This window comes from Bordetella sp. (assembly GCF_051960075.1).
In the GTDB taxonomy this organism is placed as follows: Bacteria; Pseudomonadota; Gammaproteobacteria; order Burkholderiales; family Burkholderiaceae_B; genus Bordetella.
Window position 1 is genome coordinate 65,428 of sequence record NZ_JBQCER010000091.1, and the last position, 15,970, is coordinate 81,397.

The 15,970-nt window shown below is 64.3% G+C and carries 11 protein-coding genes and 1 tRNA gene; 2 read left to right on the forward strand and 10 right to left on the reverse strand.

From position 1 onward, the window contains the following. Window positions 1–9: 9 nt before the first annotated feature. The 10 genes from ACTHJ1_RS15740 to ACTHJ1_RS15785 all read right to left on the reverse strand — a co-directional run bounded on the left by ACTHJ1_RS15740 (window position 10) and on the right by ACTHJ1_RS15785 (window position 14,542). Window positions 10–984 (reverse strand): ABC transporter permease, encoded by a 975-nt coding sequence (locus tag ACTHJ1_RS15740; RefSeq protein ID WP_440194145.1) that lies wholly within the window; start codon window positions 982–984, stop codon window positions 10–12. A gap of 61 nt (window positions 985–1,045) precedes the next feature. Next, complete coding sequence (locus tag ACTHJ1_RS15745) at window positions 1,046–2,659, reverse strand: ABC transporter substrate-binding protein (protein ID WP_440194148.1); 1,614 nt, start codon at window positions 2,657–2,659, stop codon at window positions 1,046–1,048. Between the two features lie 84 nt (window positions 2,660–2,743). After that, a complete protein-coding gene (locus ACTHJ1_RS15750) occupies window positions 2,744–4,228 on the reverse strand; it encodes an efflux transporter outer membrane subunit (RefSeq protein WP_440194151.1) in 1,485 nt (494 codons plus the stop codon). Next, window positions 4,225–7,512, reverse strand: a complete 3,288-nt coding sequence (locus ACTHJ1_RS15755) for an efflux RND transporter permease subunit (protein ID WP_440194154.1) — start codon at window positions 7,510–7,512, stop codon at window positions 4,225–4,227. The genes ACTHJ1_RS15750 and ACTHJ1_RS15755 overlap by 4 nt, the downstream gene beginning before the upstream one ends. Beyond that, window positions 7,509–10,637, reverse strand: a complete 3,129-nt coding sequence (locus tag ACTHJ1_RS15760; RefSeq protein WP_440194157.1) for an efflux RND transporter permease subunit — start codon at window positions 10,635–10,637, stop codon at window positions 7,509–7,511. Before ACTHJ1_RS15760 ends, ACTHJ1_RS15755 begins: the two co-directional genes overlap by 4 nt. Window positions 10,638–10,656: 19 nt before the next feature. Then, the gene (locus ACTHJ1_RS15765) at window positions 10,657–11,862 is read right to left on the reverse strand and encodes an efflux RND transporter periplasmic adaptor subunit (RefSeq protein ID WP_440194160.1); all 1,206 of its coding nucleotides are present in this window, start codon (window positions 11,860–11,862) and stop codon (window positions 10,657–10,659) included. A 332-nt stretch (window positions 11,863–12,194) separates the two neighbouring features. Then, window positions 12,195–13,226: an adenosine deaminase gene (locus tag ACTHJ1_RS15770; protein ID WP_440194312.1), complete on the reverse strand. Its 1,032-nt coding sequence runs from the start codon at window positions 13,224–13,226 to the stop codon at window positions 12,195–12,197. Between the two features lie 73 nt (window positions 13,227–13,299). Then, window positions 13,300–13,375: transfer RNA gene (locus ACTHJ1_RS15775), tRNA-Thr, on the reverse strand. A gap of 94 nt (window positions 13,376–13,469) precedes the next feature. Beyond that, window positions 13,470–13,907 carry a ClpXP protease specificity-enhancing factor gene (locus ACTHJ1_RS15780; protein WP_440194163.1) on the reverse strand — a complete coding sequence of 146 codons (438 nt, stop codon included), beginning with the start codon at window positions 13,905–13,907 and terminating at the stop codon, window positions 13,470–13,472. A gap of 23 nt (window positions 13,908–13,930) precedes the next feature. Beyond that, window positions 13,931–14,542, reverse strand: coding sequence for a glutathione S-transferase N-terminal domain-containing protein (locus ACTHJ1_RS15785; protein WP_330917101.1), 612 nt, complete (start codon window positions 14,540–14,542; stop codon window positions 13,931–13,933). A 255-nt stretch (window positions 14,543–14,797) separates the two neighbouring features. Here ACTHJ1_RS15785 and mscL point away from each other — a divergent pair, with 255 nt between their 5' ends. Then, a complete protein-coding gene (gene mscL, locus ACTHJ1_RS15790) occupies window positions 14,798–15,229 on the forward strand; it encodes a large conductance mechanosensitive channel protein MscL (protein WP_440194165.1) in 432 nt (143 codons plus the stop codon). 39 nt (window positions 15,230–15,268) lie between these two features. Then, a complete protein-coding gene (lipB, locus tag ACTHJ1_RS15795) occupies window positions 15,269–15,940 on the forward strand; it encodes a lipoyl(octanoyl) transferase LipB (RefSeq protein ID WP_440194168.1) in 672 nt (223 codons plus the stop codon). The last annotated feature ends 30 nt before the right edge of the window (window positions 15,941–15,970 follow it).

Below are 15,970 nucleotides of genomic sequence, written 5' to 3' on the forward strand. Positions count from 1 at the left end.
TCCTTGTTGTTACTTGCTTTGCACGCGCAGTCGGGGATCGACGGCAAAGTACAGCAGATCGACGATGAGATTGATGACCACGAAGATGAAGGCCACCAGCACCAGGTAGGCCGACATGATGGGAATGTCGACGTTGCCGATGGCCTGGATGAACAGCAATCCCACGCCGGGCCACTGGAATACGGTCTCGGTGATGATCGAAAAGGCGATGACGCCGCCCAGCTGCAAGCCGGTGATGGTGATGACGGGCACCAGCGTATTCTTGAGCGCATGGCGCAGATTGATGAGCCGCTCGGGCAGGCCGCGCGCGCGGGCGAATTTGATGAAGTCGGTGCGCATGACTTCGAGCATTTCGGCGCGCACCAGCCGCATGATGAGGGTGAGCTGAAAGAGCGCCAGCGTAATGGCCGGCATGATGAGCGACTTGAGGCCCGACACGCTGAGCAGGCCGGTGGTCCAGTTGCCGAAGAGGGTCACCACATCGCCGCGCCCGAAGGTGGGCAGCCAGCGCAGTTCCACGCCGAAGAACAGGATGAGCAGCATGCCGACGAGAAAGGTCGGCAGCGAGATGCCGAGCAGCGAGATTCCCATGATGGCCTGGGATATGACGCCGCGCCGCTTGAGCGCGGTGTAGATGCCCATGGGAATGCCCAGCACCAGCGCCAGGATGGCGGAAATCACGGAAAGCTCGAACGTGGCCGGAAAGCGTTCGGCGAGCAGCTGGCTCACCGGGCGGCGTTCGCGGTACGAAACGCCGAAGTCGCCCTGCGCGGCGTGCTCTACGAAGTGGGCGAATTGCACGATGAAGGGGTCGTCCAGACCCAGCTCGGCGCGCAGTTTCGCGCGGTCTTGTTCAGACGTGTCCTGGCCCACCATGCCCGAGATCGGGTCGCCGACGTAGCGGAACATGGAAAAGGCGATCAGCGAGACCACCAGCATGACCAGGAGCGACTGCAAAAGTCGTCGCACGATAAAGGAAAGCATGTGCCGGGTACCTTAGAAAAAACATGGGGCGGCCCCAGGCCGCCCCATTACTGCTCGAGGGTCAGGGCATCACGACATTGCGCAGATCGAGCACATCGTCAGGACGCTGCGCGACCTGGATCGTGCTCTTCACGCCCCACGACAGCGGCTGCTGATGCAAGGTCATGTAGGCATAGTCGTCGTGCACCATCATGAAGGCCTTCTTGATGAGCGCGTTGCGCTTGGCCTGGTCGGTCTCGGCGCCGATCTGGGCTTCCAGCGCGTCGACATCCTTGTTGCAGTAGTGACCGAAGTTGAACTGGCCGAAACCCGGCTTGTCGGGGCAGTGGACCAGATTGATCAACACGTTGTCGGCGTCGACCGAGCTGGGCGACCAGCCGAGCAGATACATGCTGGTCATGTTGCCGCCCTGCGGCAGTACCTTGGCGAAGTACTTGGACTTGGTCTGGGCCAGCAGGTCGATCTTGATGCCGACCTTGGCCAGCATGCCGGCCACGGCCTGGCAGATCTTTTCGTCATTGACGTAGCGATCGTTCGGGCAGTCCAGCGTGACTTCGAAGCCGTTGGGGTAGCCGGCCTCGGCCAGGAGCTTCTTGGCCTTGGCCGTGTCGGGCTTGTACGGCGCGCCGAAGGACGGATCGTAACCGTTGATCGAGGTGGCGATCAGCGTACCCAGCGGATGCGCCGCGCCGCGCATGATCTTCTGGTTGATGGCGTTGGTGTCGACCGCCAGGATGAAGGCCTCGCGCACGCGCTTGTCCTTGAAGGGGTTCTTGCCCTTCACGTTCGAATAGAGCAGTTCGGGGCGGAACTGGTCGAAGCCGATGAAAATGGCGCGGTCTTCGGGGCGGTTCAGGATCTTGATGCCCTTGGTGTTCTTCAGGCGGTCCCAGTCTTGCACGGGCACGGGCTGGACGATGTCCATGTCGCCCGACAGCAGCGCGGCCACGCGGGTCGATTCCTGGGTGATGGGCTGGAAGATGACTTCGTCGACGTTGGTCTTGAGTTTCTTGTCCCAGTAGCCGGGGAAGCGCTTGAGCACGGTCTTCACGCCGGGCTCGCGGTCGGTCATCATGAAGGGGCCGGTGCCGTCTTCATGCATGTTGGCGTAGTTGCCCGCGCCGTTCTTGACGTCGGTGGCCTGGGTGGTGTTGTTTTTCTCGGACCAGCTCTTGCTCATCATGTAGAGGAAGGTCCAGTCGCGCGGCAGAATGGGGTGCGGCGTGGCGGTGTCGATCTCGACGGTGTAGTCGTCGATTTTCTTGACGTCCGTCGCTTCGGCGCCGTAGCCCTTCATGTCGGAGCCGGGCGTGAGGCTGCGCTTCCAGGAGAAGATCACGTCGTCGGCGGTGAAAGGCGAACCGTCATGGAACGTCACGCCCTTGCGCAGGTGGATGATCCATTTGTTGGGCTCGGGGTTTTCCCAGCTGGTGGCCAGTTGGGGCACCAGCTTGAGATCCTTGTCGTAGCCGAACAGGGACTCGTACATATTGCCCTGGAAACCCAGCGTGAAGGATTCATTCAACGACATCGGGTCCATGGACTGCACGTCGCCTTGGTAGGCCCAGTGCAGGGTGCGTTCCTTGGCTGAGGCGGCCTGGGTCGAGGTCGCATAGGCCGAAGTGGCCAAGGCCAGGGTAATGGCCGAGAGTTTCAATGCCGATCGAATGCGCATGGCGTTCGTGCTCCGTGGTGGCGGATGAAGATAAAAAAGGCGTAGCAGGGGCTACGCCGCAGTGTGGTGCAAATCTTATAGAGCCTATTGTTTAAGCGTCAATTGTTTGGCATTGGGGTTAGTACTGGGTACGGTCGATTGCAATGCGTCCGCCGACCACCCGCCGCCCAGGTTTCCGATCAGCGAGACCGTGGTCAGCCGCCGCTGCTGCTCGACGTTCAGCAACGACTGCCGATTGTTCAGCAACGCCGTCTGGGCCGTGGCGACGGTGGTGTAGTCCACCGTGCCCGCGCGGTATTCGTTCAGAGCGATCTGCGCGCCCTGGGCGGCGTCGGCCACGGCGCGGTTCAGAACCTCGGCCTGCTGCGTCAGAATGCGCAGGCCCGACAGATTGTCCTCGACGCCCTGGAACGCGCCCAGCACCACGCCGCGGTAGTTCGCCACCGTGGCGTCGTAGCCGGCTCGTGCGGCCTGCACCGCGGCACTGCGCGTGCCGCCGTCGAACAGCGTCAGGCTCGCATCGGCGCCGAGCGACCAGATGCGGTTGGCTGCGCGCAGCAGGCTGGTGAGCGGCGACTGCGCGAAGCCGTCCAGGGCGGACAGCGAAATATCAGGATAGAACGCGGCTATCGCGACGCCGATGGCGGCGTTCTGCGCGGCCATCTGGCGCTCTGCCGCGGCGATGTCGGGGCGCCGCTGCAGCAGCGTCGACGGCACGCCCACGGGAACCTGCGGCAAATCGGGCAGCCTGGGGTTGTGCGGGATATCGAGGTCTTCGGGGTTTTTACCGACCAGCACCGCGATGGCATGGGCGTACTGGGCGCGCGCCACGCCCAGCGCAATCAGGCTCGACTGCGCGCTTTCGAGCTGCACGCGCGCCGTGATCAGGTCCGACGGCGGCGTCGTTCCGGCGCGGCTTTGATTTTCGACGACCCGCAGCGCCTCCTGGTCTGCCGCGACGGTCTGCTGCAGGAGGTCGATGTTGGCGTCGGTCGTGCGCAGCTCGATGACCGCAGTAGCCAGGGCGGTCTGCTCGGAGAGCACCGCATTGGCCAGGAGCGCCTGATCCGCCTGGGCGGTGGCCTGGTTTTCTTCGATCGAGCGCCGCACCTTGCCCCAGAGGTCGAGGTCCCAGCTCGCGCTGCCCTCCAGCGTGCCCGAGTTGTACAGGGTCGATGCGGTGGCGCTGCGCTGGCGGGTGAACGAACTCGTCGCGCCCAGCGTCGGAAACAGCGCACCGCGCGCAACCTTGACTTCGGCCAGCGCCTGCTGGTAGTTGGCGTAGCGCTGGCGCACGGTCTGGTTGGAGCTTTCGACCTGCGGCTCGAGTGCATCGAGCAGCGGATCGTGAAAGGCCTGCCACCATTGCCCTTTGGGCGCCATGACGGCATTGGGATCGGCTTGCGTCCAGCCGGGCAGCGCTTTGTAGGCGGCCGGAACGGGGACGTCCGGCCGCTGGTAATCGGGGCCGACCGCGCAAGCGGAGAGCAGCGCGCACATCAACAGGACGAGGGCGCCGCGTGTGGCGCGGTCCGGTGCGATCGGTGCATAGAAGGTCGGGTTCATCATGCGTTCGTGTTCAAGTGCCGGTTCCAGGGCAGGCGGGCGGACCAGATCGCGAGCCGGGCGCGCAGGCGGTCCAGATAGAGATAGATCACCGGCGTGGTGTAGAGCGTGAAAACCTGGCTCAGGAGCAGGCCGCCCATGACCGTGATGCCCAGCGGTTGGCGCAGCGACGCGCCCTGGCCCAGGCCCACGGCCAGCGGCACGGCGCCGAGCACGGCCGCGGCGGTGGTCATCATGATCGGGCGCAGGCGCAGCACGGCGGCGTGGTGGATGGCCGTGCGCGCGTCCAGGCCTTCCTGGCGCTGCTTCTGGATCGCCACGTCGACCATCATGATGCCGTTTTTCTTGACGATGCCGATGAGCAGGATCATGCCGATCAGCGCGATCACCGAGAAGGGCGTGCCGAACACCAGAAGCGCAAGCGTGGCGCCGATGCCGGCGGACGGCAGCGTAGACAGGATCGTCAGCGGATGGACGGTGTTTTCGTACAGAATGCCCAGCACCAGGTAGACCACGCCGATCGCCGCGGCAATCAGAAGCGGAATGGTGCCCATCGATTGCGCGAACGAGCGCGCCGCGCCGGCGAAGGCGCCGTGCAGCGAGGTGGGCGCGCGGATGTCGCGCAGGGCCTGGTCGATCGTCTGGCTGGCGGCGCTCAGCGAGCCGCCGGGCGGCAGATTGAAAGAGATCGTGCCCGCGACCAGGCCGTCCTGGTGATTGACCTGCGTGGCGGTGTGGCCGGTGGTCCAGCTCGACATTGCCGACAGCGGCACCATGGTCTCGGCCGCGGTGCTGTCGGCGCTGCCGCTGGAGGCGCTGCCCTTGCTGTTGGAGATGCTGTTGGTCGCGGCGTTGGCCGCGGCGTCGGCGTTGCGCGTGTTGGTGCCGCTCGCCGTCGACTTGGCCGCATTGGGCACCAGCGCGCTCGACATCTGGGTCTGGGAACTGCCGTTGACGTTGCCGGCCGCCGCGCTGAGGAATACGCGGTCCAGCATCTGCGGGTACTGCCAGTATTTCGGCGCGACCTCCATCACCACGAAATACTGGTTAAGGGCGTTGTAGACCGTCGACACCGTGCGTTGACCGAAGGCGTCGTACAGAACACTGTCGATCTGATTGGGCCGAAAGCCATAGCGCGCCGCCAGCGCGCGATTGACATTCAGGTAGACCTGCAGCCCATGCTGCTGCAGGTCGGAGTTCACGTCGGTCAGCTTGTCGGGATGCTTGTTGAGTTCGTCGACCAGCTTCGGCGTCCATTGAAAAATGGTCTCGGGGTCGTCGGCGGTCAGCGTGTATTGGTACTCGGCCGCCGACTGGCGTCCGCCGATGCGCAGGTCCTGCTGGGCCTGCAGAAAGAGGCGTCCGCCGGACACCTGCGCGAGCTTGGGCCTGAGCCGGTTGACCACTTGCTGAGCCGAGGCGCGGCGCTCGGCGAGCGGCTTGAGCTGGATGAATACCGTCGCCGAATTGAGCGCCCGTCCGCCGGTAAAGCCCGCGACCGACGCCACGGCCGGGTCTTGCTGGACGATGTGCTGCATCTGCGCGAGCTTTTTCTTCATCGCCGGAAAGGAGATGCTCTGGTCGGCGATGATGTTGCCGATAAGCAGGCCGGTGTCCTGCTCCGGGAAAAAAGTTGCCGGCAGCAGGCGGATCAGGAACAGATTGCCGATCACCAGGGCGATCAGTACGAGGATTACTGCTCGGGAGTGGTTGAGCGCGACCGTCAGCGAGCGGTCGTAGGCGTTCTTGAAGCGTTCGAGCTGGGATTCGACCCAGCGGGCCCAGCGCGCCGGGGCGGGGGCTGTGCGTTCGCGACGCAGCACATAGGCGCACATGACCGGCGTGACCGTGAGCGACACCACCAGCGAGATCAGGATGGAAATCGACAGCGTGACGGCGAATTCGTGAAACAGCATGCCCAGCACGCCCGGCATCAGCAGAATGGGCAGGAACACCGCGATGAGCGACAGGCTCATTGAAATCACCGTGAAGCTGACCTCTGCGCTGCCTTTGAGTGCCGCCTCGAAGGGGTTCATGCCGTCTTCGATGTGGCGCATCACGTTTTCCAGCACGACCACCGCATCGTCGACGACGAAGCCTGTGCCGATGGTCAGAGCCATGAGCGATAGATTGTCCAGGCTGTAGCCCAGCAAGTACATCGGGCCGAAGGTGCCGATGAGGGATATCGGCAGGGCCACCGCGGGAATCAGCACCGCGCGGGGCGACCGAAGGAAGACGAGCACCACGCCGATCACCAGCAGCACCGCGATGAAAAGCGTGCGCTCGGTGTCGCCGACCGAGGCGTTGACCGACTCCGAGCGGTCCATCGCGACGCCCACGTGGATGTTGCTGGGCAGCAGGGCTTCGATGGACGGCAACACGCTGCGGATCTGCCCGACAGTGTTGACGATATTGCTGCCGGGCAGGGGATAGACGATGACCAGTACCGCCGACTTGCCGTTGTAGAGGCCGGCGTTGCGGATGTTTTCGTTCGAATCGAGCACGTCCGCCACATCGGACAGCTTCACGGCCGCGCCGCCGCGATAGGCGATCACCAGGTCGCGATAGGGCGCAGCCCGGTTGATCTGATCGTTCGAGAGGATCTCATAGCGCTGATCGCCCACGTCCAGCTGGCCCTTGGCGCTGTTGGCATTGGCCGCGCCGATCGCCGCCCGCACGTCCTCCAGGCCGATGCCGTAGTGATTGAGCTTGTTGGGTTCGAGCTCGACGCGGACGCTGGGCAGCGCGCCGCCGCCCAGCGTGATCTGGCCGACGCCGTCGATGGCCGAAAGCTGCTGCTGGATGACGGAGTCGGCCGAATCGTAGAGCTGCGCCTTGGTCAGCGTGTCCGAGGTCAGCGCGAGCACCATGATGGGCGAATCGGCCGGATTGAATTCGCGGTAGGTGGGGTTGCTGCGCAGCGTGCTGGGCAGATCGGCGCGGGCCGCCTGGATGGCCGCCTGGACGTCGCGCGCGGCGCCGTTGATGTCGCGGGCCAGATCGAATTGCACGATGATCCGCGTCGATCCGACGGTGTTGGTCGAGGTCATCTCGTTCACGCCGGCGATGGTCTGCAGTCGCCGTTCCAGCGGCTCGGCCACCGTCGAGGCCATGGTGGCCGGGCTCGCGCCTGCCATGCTGGCCTGCACGACCACCACCGGGAAGGTGATGTTGGGCAGGGGGGCGACCGGCAGCTTGAAAAACGCAAGCAGGCCGGACAGCACGGTTGCGATGGCCAGCAGCGTGGTCGCCACCGGCCTGCGGATGAAGACCCCGGTGACGTTCATCTCGGATCCCGGCTGGCCTCGGCGTCGGACGCTGCGCCGTCTTTACCGACTTTGCGGCGCAGGCGCTGCGCGGCGCGGTCGAAGAACAGGTAGATCACCGGCGTGGTGAACAGCGTCAGCAGCTGGCTGAGCGTGAGGCCGCCGATAATGGCCAGACCCAGCGGTCGACGCAGCTCCGATCCGGTGCCGGTGCCCAGCAGCATGGGCAGCGCGCCCAGCATGGCAGCCAGCGTGGTCATGAGAATGGGGCGAAAGCGCAGCAGCGACGCCTCGAAAATGGCATCGCGCGGCGCCTTGCCGTGGTTGCGCTCGGCATCGAGCGCGAAGTCCACGATCATGATCGCGTTCTTCTTGACGATGCCGATGAGAAGCACGATGCCGATGATCCCGATCACGTCCAGGTCGTTGCCGGCGAGCATCAGTGCCAGCAGCGCGCCGATGCCGGCCGACGGCAGAGTCGAGAGAATGGTCACCGGATGAATGAAGCTCTCGTACAGCACGCCCAGCACGATGTACACCGTGATCAGCGCTGCGATCAGCAGATAGACCTCGCTGGAGAGCGAGTCTTCGAATGCCTGCGTCGCGCCCTGAAATTCGGCAGTGATCGACGGGGGCAGTCTGCTGTCCAGCTCGGCGCGCTTGATCTGGCCTACCGCGGTAGACAGCGACGCGCCGGACGCCAGATTGAACGAGATCGTGACCGACGGGAACTGCGCCAGGTGGCTGATGACCAGCGGCGATTTGACGATCTCTATCCTGGCCAGCGCGCTCAGGGGCACCTGGCCGCTGCTGGCTGTCTGGCTCGGCAGATAAATATTGCCCAGCGAGGCCACGCTGGTCAGCGCTTCGGGTTTGGCGACCAGGATTACGCGGTACTGGTTGGCCTGCTGGAAGATGGTCGACACGATGCGCTGGCCGAGCGCGTCGTACAACGCATTGTCGATGGTGGCGGGTGTGATGCCGAAGCGGGCCGCCAGCTGCCGGTTGACCTCGATGTTGATCGCCGGCCCGTCGTTGTTCATGTCGCTGGTGACGTCGGTGATCGAACCGATCTGCTTCATTTTTTCCAGCAATGTCGGCACATACTGCTGGAAAGCCTGCTGGTTGGGGCCGCGCAGCACCAGCTGATATTGGTTGGCCGAGACGGTGGTGTCCAGCGTCAACGACTGCGCGGGCTGCAGATAGAGCCGGATGCCAGGCACCCCGTCGACCTCGCCACGCAGGCGCCGCGCAATCTGGGCGGCGCTGTGCGTGCGGTCGTCGCGCGGTTTCAGGTTGATCAGAAAGCGCCCGCTGTTGAGCGTCGGGTTGGTGCCGTCCACACCCACGTACGACGTCAGCGACACCACGTCCGGGTCTTTCAGGATGACGTCGGCCAGGGCGGTCTGGCGCGTCACCATGGCCTTGTACGACACCGAGGGATCGGCCACGCTGATGCCCTGGAGCACGCCCACGTCCTGCACCGGAAACAGGCCCTTGGGAATGAACAGGTACAGCCCCACGGTAAACACCAGCGTGAGCACCGCCACGCCCAGCGTCAGCCGCTGGTGGTCCAGCACCCACACCAGGCCGCGTTCGTAGGCGGCGAGCGTCCTGTCGAAGGCCTTCTCGCTGAGGATCTCGAATCGGCTGGGATGACGCTGCGCCTGGGCGCGTATGACGCGGGCGCACATCGTGGGCACCAGCGTGAGCGAGACGACGGCCGAGATCACGATGGTCACGGAGAGCGTGATGGCGAATTCGCTGAACAGCCGTCCGATCACGCCGCCCATGAATAGCAGCGGAATCAGCACTGCGATCAGCGATACCGTCAGCGACAGGATGGTGAAGCCGATCTGGCCCGCGCCCTTGAGCGCAGCCTCCAGCGGCGTCATGCCCTCTTCGATATAGCGCACCACGTTCTCGATCATCACGATCGAGTCGTCGACGACGAAGCCGGTGGCGATGATCAAGGCCATGAGCGACAGGTTGTCGATCGAATAATTGAGTTCGTACATCACGGCCAGCGTGCCGATCAGCGACACCGGCACCGAGATGCTGGGAATGATGGTCGCGGGCAGGTTGCGCAGAAAGACGAAGATCACGGCTACCACCAGCGCGATGGCCAGCAGCAGTTCGACGCTTGCGTCGGACACCGACGCCCGGATCACGCCGGTGCTGTCGGACACCACCGTCACTTTCATGTCGGTCGGCAGCGTCGCCTCGAGCTGGGGCAGGCGGCGCTTGATCTCGTCGACGGTCGCGATCACGTTCGCGCCAGGTTGGCGCTGCACATTGAGCACGATGGCGGGCTGCTTGTTGTACCAGGCGCCCAGCGAGGCATTCTGCGCGGCCTTGACGACGCGCGCGACGTCGCGCAGATGCACAGGCGCGCCGTTCTGGTAGGCGATTACCGTATCCAGATAATCTTTGGGATCGGAGATCTGGTCGTTGCCGTTGATGGTGTAGTCAAGCTCGGGACCGTCGAAGTTGCCCTTGGGCTGGCTGACGTTGACGTTGGCCAGCAGCGTGCGCAGATCGTCCAGGTTCAGGCCGTAGGCCGCGAGCTTTTGGGGGTCGGCCTCCACGCGCACCGCGGGCACATTGCCGCCGGCCGCGGTCACCACGCCTACGCCCGGCACTTGCGAGATCTTCATCGCCAGGCGGTTGTTGGCCACGTCCTGCAACTGCGTGAGCGACATCGACTTGGACGTGATCGCCAGCGTGAGGATGGGCTGGTCGGCCGGGTTGACTTTGGCATAGGTGGGCGGCGCCGGCAGCCCGCTGGGCAGATAGCTGTTGGCGCCGTTCAGCGCCCGCTGCACGTTCTGCTGCGCTACATCCAGGTTCAGCGACAGATTGAACTGCAGCGTGATGACCGAGGCGCCGTCCGAGCTGTAGGAGGTCATCTGCTGCAGACCGGGAATCTGGCCCAGCTGCACCTCCAGCGGCGCGGTCACCGTGGTGGCCATCACGTTGGGGCTTGCGCCGGGATAGAAGGTCTGTATCTGAATGGTGGGGTAGTCGACGTCCGGCAGCGCCGATACGGGCAGAAAGCGCACGGCGACCAGACCCACCAGCACGAGGGCGATCATCAGCAGCGACGTCGCCACCGGGCGCAGAATGAACGGGCGGGAAATATTCATCGGTCAACGGACGCGATCATCACTGCGCATTGCCGGCGGCGGGATGCGGCTTGGCTTTCGACCCACCCTGCTGCGCCGTCGGCGGCGCTCCCGCCACGCGGATTTGCGCGCCGTCGCTCAGGCGATCCATGCCGTCGGTGACGACCTTATCGCCCGCTTTCAATCCGGCCAGGATGGCCGTGTGGCTGCCGTCGGTCGGCCCGGGCGTGACCTTGGTCAACGTTACGGTGTCGTTTGCGTTGACGACATAGACATAGTCGCCCGGCGCACCGGTCTGCACCGCCGGCGTGGGCACCAGCACCGCATTTTTCAGCGTGTCGACCCGCAACTGAACATTGACGAACTCATTCGGAAAGAGCGCTTCGTCGTCGTTGGCGAAACGCGCGCGCAGCATGACGGTGCCGGTGCTGGTGGACATCTGGTTGCCGATCGCATAGAGCGTGCCGACGGCGATTTTCCTGGTGTTGTCGCTGTTGTAGGCCGTGACCTGCAGCGTGTCGCCGCTGTTGAAGCGCTCGATGATGCGCGCCAGCGAGTTCTGCGGCACAGTGAATTGAACCGTGGTCGGCTTGATGGTGGTGATGACCGCGATGCCGGTGGACGTGGAGGTGCTGACGAAATTGCCCGGATCGACCAGCCGCAGCCCGACGCGACCCGACACGGGCGCGGTAATGCGGCAGTAATCCAGGTCCAGGTCGTACTGTGCGATGCTGGCCCTGTCGGCCTGTACCGCGGCCTCGTCCTGCTGCACGGTGAAGCGCTGGTTCGCGTAGGTCTGTTCGGCGATGGATTTTTGCTGGAATAGCTGTGTGTAGCGGGCCAGATCGGACCGAGCCTGCGCTAGCGCGGCCTGGTCTTTGGCGAGTTGGGCCTGCGCCTGCTGTTTGCCGATCTGGTATTGGCGCGGATCGATCTGCGCCAGAAACTGGCCTTTCTGGACTTCCTGGCCTTCCTGGTAGCCCACTTCGGTCAGAAAGCCGCTCAATTGCGGCAGCACGGTGACCGTCGCTACGGGCGTTACCGTGCCCAGTTCGTTCATGATCTCCGGCATGTCGCCCGTGACGGCCTGGGCCACGCTCACGACCTGTGCGGGCGCCGCCCGTTGGGGGGCTTTCTTTCCGATCAGGTGGCTGGCGACCGCGGCGATCAGGACAACGACGATCACCGTTAGCACGATGGCCCCGCGGCGCGAGCGCTGGATGGGCGGTGGACTGAGTTTGCTCATGCGTTTTTTCTGGCGACGAGATCGACCCCGGACACGGGCCGCTATGCGGTTGCGACAAGACCGAAGCGACGGACAACGGCCCGCCGCTTCGGCTCGGGATAGGGTGGAATGGCGAGTCTAGCCGAGGCCTGGGGTTTTTTCGAACCCGGCGCGGCGGGTGCATTCCATGGCATTGCCGGAGCCCGGGATTTGTAATGATTTGAAGCGCATCGATGCGCTAAGGCACGCGGCACGCCGCACCCCAGAGCGGGCAGCTCGCCTGGGTCCGTCAGCGCGAGGGCAATGGCATGGGCTGCACGGAGGCCAAACTGGGGCAGTCGACAGCTGCCTGATCAGGCAGCGTCCGCGCGGAAACGTTCGAGTTCACCGATGAACTCGCGTTTGCGGCCGTCGTCGATGAACGAGGCTTCGAAGCTGTTTTGCGCAAGCGCGTAGGCATCGTCTTCGGTCATGTCGAGCGCATCGAACACGGCGAGGTAATTGTCGTTGACGTAACCGCCGAAGTAGGCCGGATCGTCGGAGTTGATCGTTACGGCCAGACCGCGCTTGAGCAGATCGCGCAGCGTGTGCCGGCCCATGTGGTCGAACACCTTGAGGCGCACATTCGAGAGCGGACAGACGGTCAGCGCGATCCGCTCGCGCGCGAGGCGCTCGATCAGGGCTTCGTCTTCGATTGCGCGCACACCGTGGTCGATGCGCTCTGCGTGCAGCGTATCGAGCGCCTCGTGGATATAGGCCGGCGGGCCCTCCTCGCCCGCATGCGCGACGATGCGCAGGCCGAGCGCGCGGCAGCGCTCGAACACGCGCGCGAACTTGGACGGCGGATGGCCGAGCTCGGACGAATCGAGGCCCACGCCGATCAGGCGATGGGCGTGGCTGCTGAAGTACGGCAGCGATTCGTCGAGCGTGCGCTGCGCATCCTCTTGCGGGAGGTGGCGCAAAAAGCACAGAATCAGGCGGCTGGAGAAGCCGTGCTTCGCTTCGGCCTCGGCCAGCGCACGCTCGATGCCGCCGATGACGGTCGCGATCGGCACACCGCGCGCGGTGTGGGTCTGCGGATCGAAGAAGATCTCGGCGTGGCGCACATGATCGGCCATGGCGCGCTCCACATAGGCGCGCGTCATGTCGTAGAAGTCGTCTTCCGTGAGCAAAACGCTTGCGCCGGCGTAGTAGATGTCGAGAAAGGATTGCAGGTCGTTGAACGCGTACGCTGCGCGCAGCGCCTCGACCGACGCGTAAGGCAGCGTCACGCCGTTGCGCTCGGCCAGCGCGAAAATCAGCTCCGGCTCCAGCGTGCCCTCGATGTGCAGGTGGAGCTCTGCCTTGGGCATGCGGCGGATCTTGTCGGCGAGCTGGGGTGTCAGTGCCATGGGTCGTTGATGCGGATGCCGTGCCGACCCTCGCGGTCGCCCCGCAAGGCATCTAGCCATAGGTAAATGGTGCCGGTGAAAGGAATCGAACCCTCGACCTTCTCATTACAAGTGAGCTGCTCTACCAACTGAGCTACACCGGCGTGGGCTCGCGCGTCGACGAGCGCGAGGCAGCGATTGTATTAGACGTTGATCGCGCGGGCTGTGCCGCACGGCGGGGCCGCTAAACCAACAGCCTCATTTGACGATGGTCAGGCGCGGGCGCTTGGGCGCGTCGCCGCCGTCGGTCGGCGCCACATCGTCAGACGCAGCGGCAGCGGGCTCCGCCGCCGGCGCGGGCGCCGGGCGTTCGCCCGGCTCGTAGGGCTGCACCTCGAAACCCATACCCGTGCCGGTCTCGCGCGCATAGATGGCGCTGACCGCGCCGACCGGCACCGAGACGTTCTCGGTGATGCCGCCGAAACGGGCCTGGAATTCGATGAACTCGTTTCCCAGCACCAGGTTGTGCGTGGCCAGCGTGCCCACGTTCAGGGTGATCTGCCCGTCGCGCACATGAGCCGGCGGCACCAGTGTGTGCGCATCGACATGTACCGTGACGTAAGGCGTATAGCCGTTGTCGGTGCACCACTCGTGCAGCGCGCGGATCATGTAGGGTTTGGTCGAGGTCTCGCCCATGGCGTGTGCAGTCCGTAGGCCGATTAGCGGCGCATGACTTTTTCGGACGGCGTGAGCGCCTCGATGTAGGCCGGGCGCGAGAAGATGCGTTCGGCGTACTTCTGGATCGGGGCGGCATTCTTGGGCAGTTCGATGCCGTAGTGGTCCAGGCGCCATAGCAGCGGGGCCACGGCCACGTCGAGCATGGAGAACTCTTCGCCCAGCATGTACTTGTTCTTGATGAGGATGGGGGCGAGTTGGGCCAGGCGGTCGCGGATGGCCTGGCGGGCCAGGTTCATCTTCTTGTCGTCGGGCTTGGCGCTGCGGTCTTCCAGGGTGGAAACGTGCACGAACAGCTCTTTCTCGAAGTTGTAGAGGAAGAGGCGGGTGCGCGCGCGCATGACCGGGTCGGCCGGCATCAGTTGCGGATGGGGGAAGCGCTCGTCGATGTATTCGTTGATGATGTTGGACTCGTACAGCACCAGATCGCGCTCGACCAGGATGGGCACCTGGCCGTAGGGGTTCATGACCGAGATGTCTTCAGGCTTGTTGTACAGGTCGATGTCCCGGATCTCGAAGTCCATGCCTTTTTCGAAAAGCACGAAGCGGCAACGTTGCGAAAAGGGGCAGGTCGTGCCGGAGTAGAGCACCATCATGGCGGGTAAGTCCTTGTATTTAAGAGCAAAGCTCGGCGTCCGCGCTAAAACTGGGGACACTGGCGCGTGGCCGATTATGAAGATAGTGTAGCTTTTTTTCAAAGTGCACGTTTTCGGCAGGCGCGGCGCCGGGTCTCGCCGGGACGGTGGCTATTTGTAACATCGGCGCTATTGCAGCTGCGTATCATAGCTACCGGTCTCGCTGGAGCCGATTATTCAAACCGATACCTGGGCTCGGACCCGAGGGGTGGAAAAATGAGCTTTATCAAAGAATTTCGTGCTTTTGCCGTCAAAGGCAGCGTTATCGATCTGGCTGTCGGCGTGATCATCGGCGCGGCCTTCGGCAAGATCGTCGATTCGCTGGTCAAAGACATCGTCATGCCTGTCATCAACTTCGTGCTGGGCGGCTCGGTGGATTTCACCAACAAGTTCATCGTGCTCGCCATGCCCAAGGGCTATGCCGGCCCGATGACGTATGCGGATCTGACCAAGGCGGGCGCCAATGTGCTGGCCTGGGGCAATTTCGCGACCATCATCATCAACTTCGTCCTGCTGGCCCTGGTGATCTTCTGGATGGTCAAGGGCGTCAACATGGCCCGCACGAAAGACGAAGCCCCCGCGCCCGCGCCCGTCACGCCCGAAGACGTGGCCCTGCTGCGCGAGATCCGCGATCTGCTCAAAAAGTAAGGCCCTGTCGCCGGTTTTGCATAGGTATTCAGCGCAGTGATGCAGGTTCGCGTTCTGCCGTCCCCGGCGCCTTACCGGGAGACCTGGGAAGCCATGCGCGCTTTCACCGAGGCGCGCGCGGCCGATACGCCCGACGAGATCTGGCTGGTCGAGCATCCGCCCGTATTCACGCTGGGGCTGGCGGGCAAGCCCGAGCACATTCTGGCCGCGCATGACGTCGAGGTGGTCCGGACCGACCGCGGCGGTCAGGTCACTTACCACGGCCCCGGGCAGGTCGTGGCCTATGTGCTGCTCGATCTGCAGCGGGCCGGCTATTTCGTCAAAGAATACGTGCGCCGCGTGGAGCAGGCCGTCATCGATCTGCTGCGCGAGCTGGGCCTTGCCGATGCCTGCCTCAAGCCCGGCGCGCCGGGCGTCTACGTGCCGTGGCCGCGCACGGGCGGTGAAACGGCCGCAGCAGCGGAACCGACCGAACTGGCCAAGATCTCCGCACTGGGCATCAAAGTGCGCAACGGCCGCACGTATCACGGCGTGGCACTCAATGTGGATATGGATCTGACGCCCTTCACCTGGATAAACCCCTGTGGCTACGAGGGTTTGCGTACGGTGGATCTGGCCTCGTGCGGCTGCCGCATCGGCATGGGGGCGGCGGGCGAGCGGCTGGCCCAGGCGTTGGTGCGAACCCTGTCCGCCCAGGGGTCGTCCAGGTAAACCCTGGCCGGGTGGCAGTAGAATGAGGGT

Coding starts and splice junctions, on each gene's coding strand:
- ACTHJ1_RS15750 (WP_440194151.1), bottom strand. CDS start 4,228: ATGATGAACCCGACCTTCTATGCACCGATCGCACCGGACCGCGCCACA.
- ACTHJ1_RS15760 (WP_440194157.1), bottom strand. CDS start 10,637: ATGAATATTTCCCGCCCGTTCATTCTGCGCCCGGTGGCGACGTCGCTG.
- mscL (WP_440194165.1), top strand. CDS start 14,798: ATGAGCTTTATCAAAGAATTTCGTGCTTTTGCCGTCAAAGGCAGCGTT.
- ACTHJ1_RS15785 (WP_330917101.1), bottom strand. CDS start 14,542: ATGATGGTGCTCTACTCCGGCACGACCTGCCCCTTTTCGCAACGTTGC.
- lipB (WP_440194168.1), top strand. CDS start 15,269: ATGCAGGTTCGCGTTCTGCCGTCCCCGGCGCCTTACCGGGAGACCTGG.
- ACTHJ1_RS15755 (WP_440194154.1), bottom strand. CDS start 7,512: ATGAACGTCACCGGGGTCTTCATCCGCAGGCCGGTGGCGACCACGCTG.
- ACTHJ1_RS15765 (WP_440194160.1), bottom strand. CDS start 11,862: ATGAGCAAACTCAGTCCACCGCCCATCCAGCGCTCGCGCCGCGGGGCC.
- ACTHJ1_RS15740 (WP_440194145.1), bottom strand. CDS start 984: ATGCTTTCCTTTATCGTGCGACGACTTTTGCAGTCGCTCCTGGTCATG.
- ACTHJ1_RS15780 (WP_440194163.1), bottom strand. CDS start 13,907: ATGGGCGAGACCTCGACCAAACCCTACATGATCCGCGCGCTGCACGAG.
- ACTHJ1_RS15745 (WP_440194148.1), bottom strand. CDS start 2,659: ATGCGCATTCGATCGGCATTGAAACTCTCGGCCATTACCCTGGCCTTG.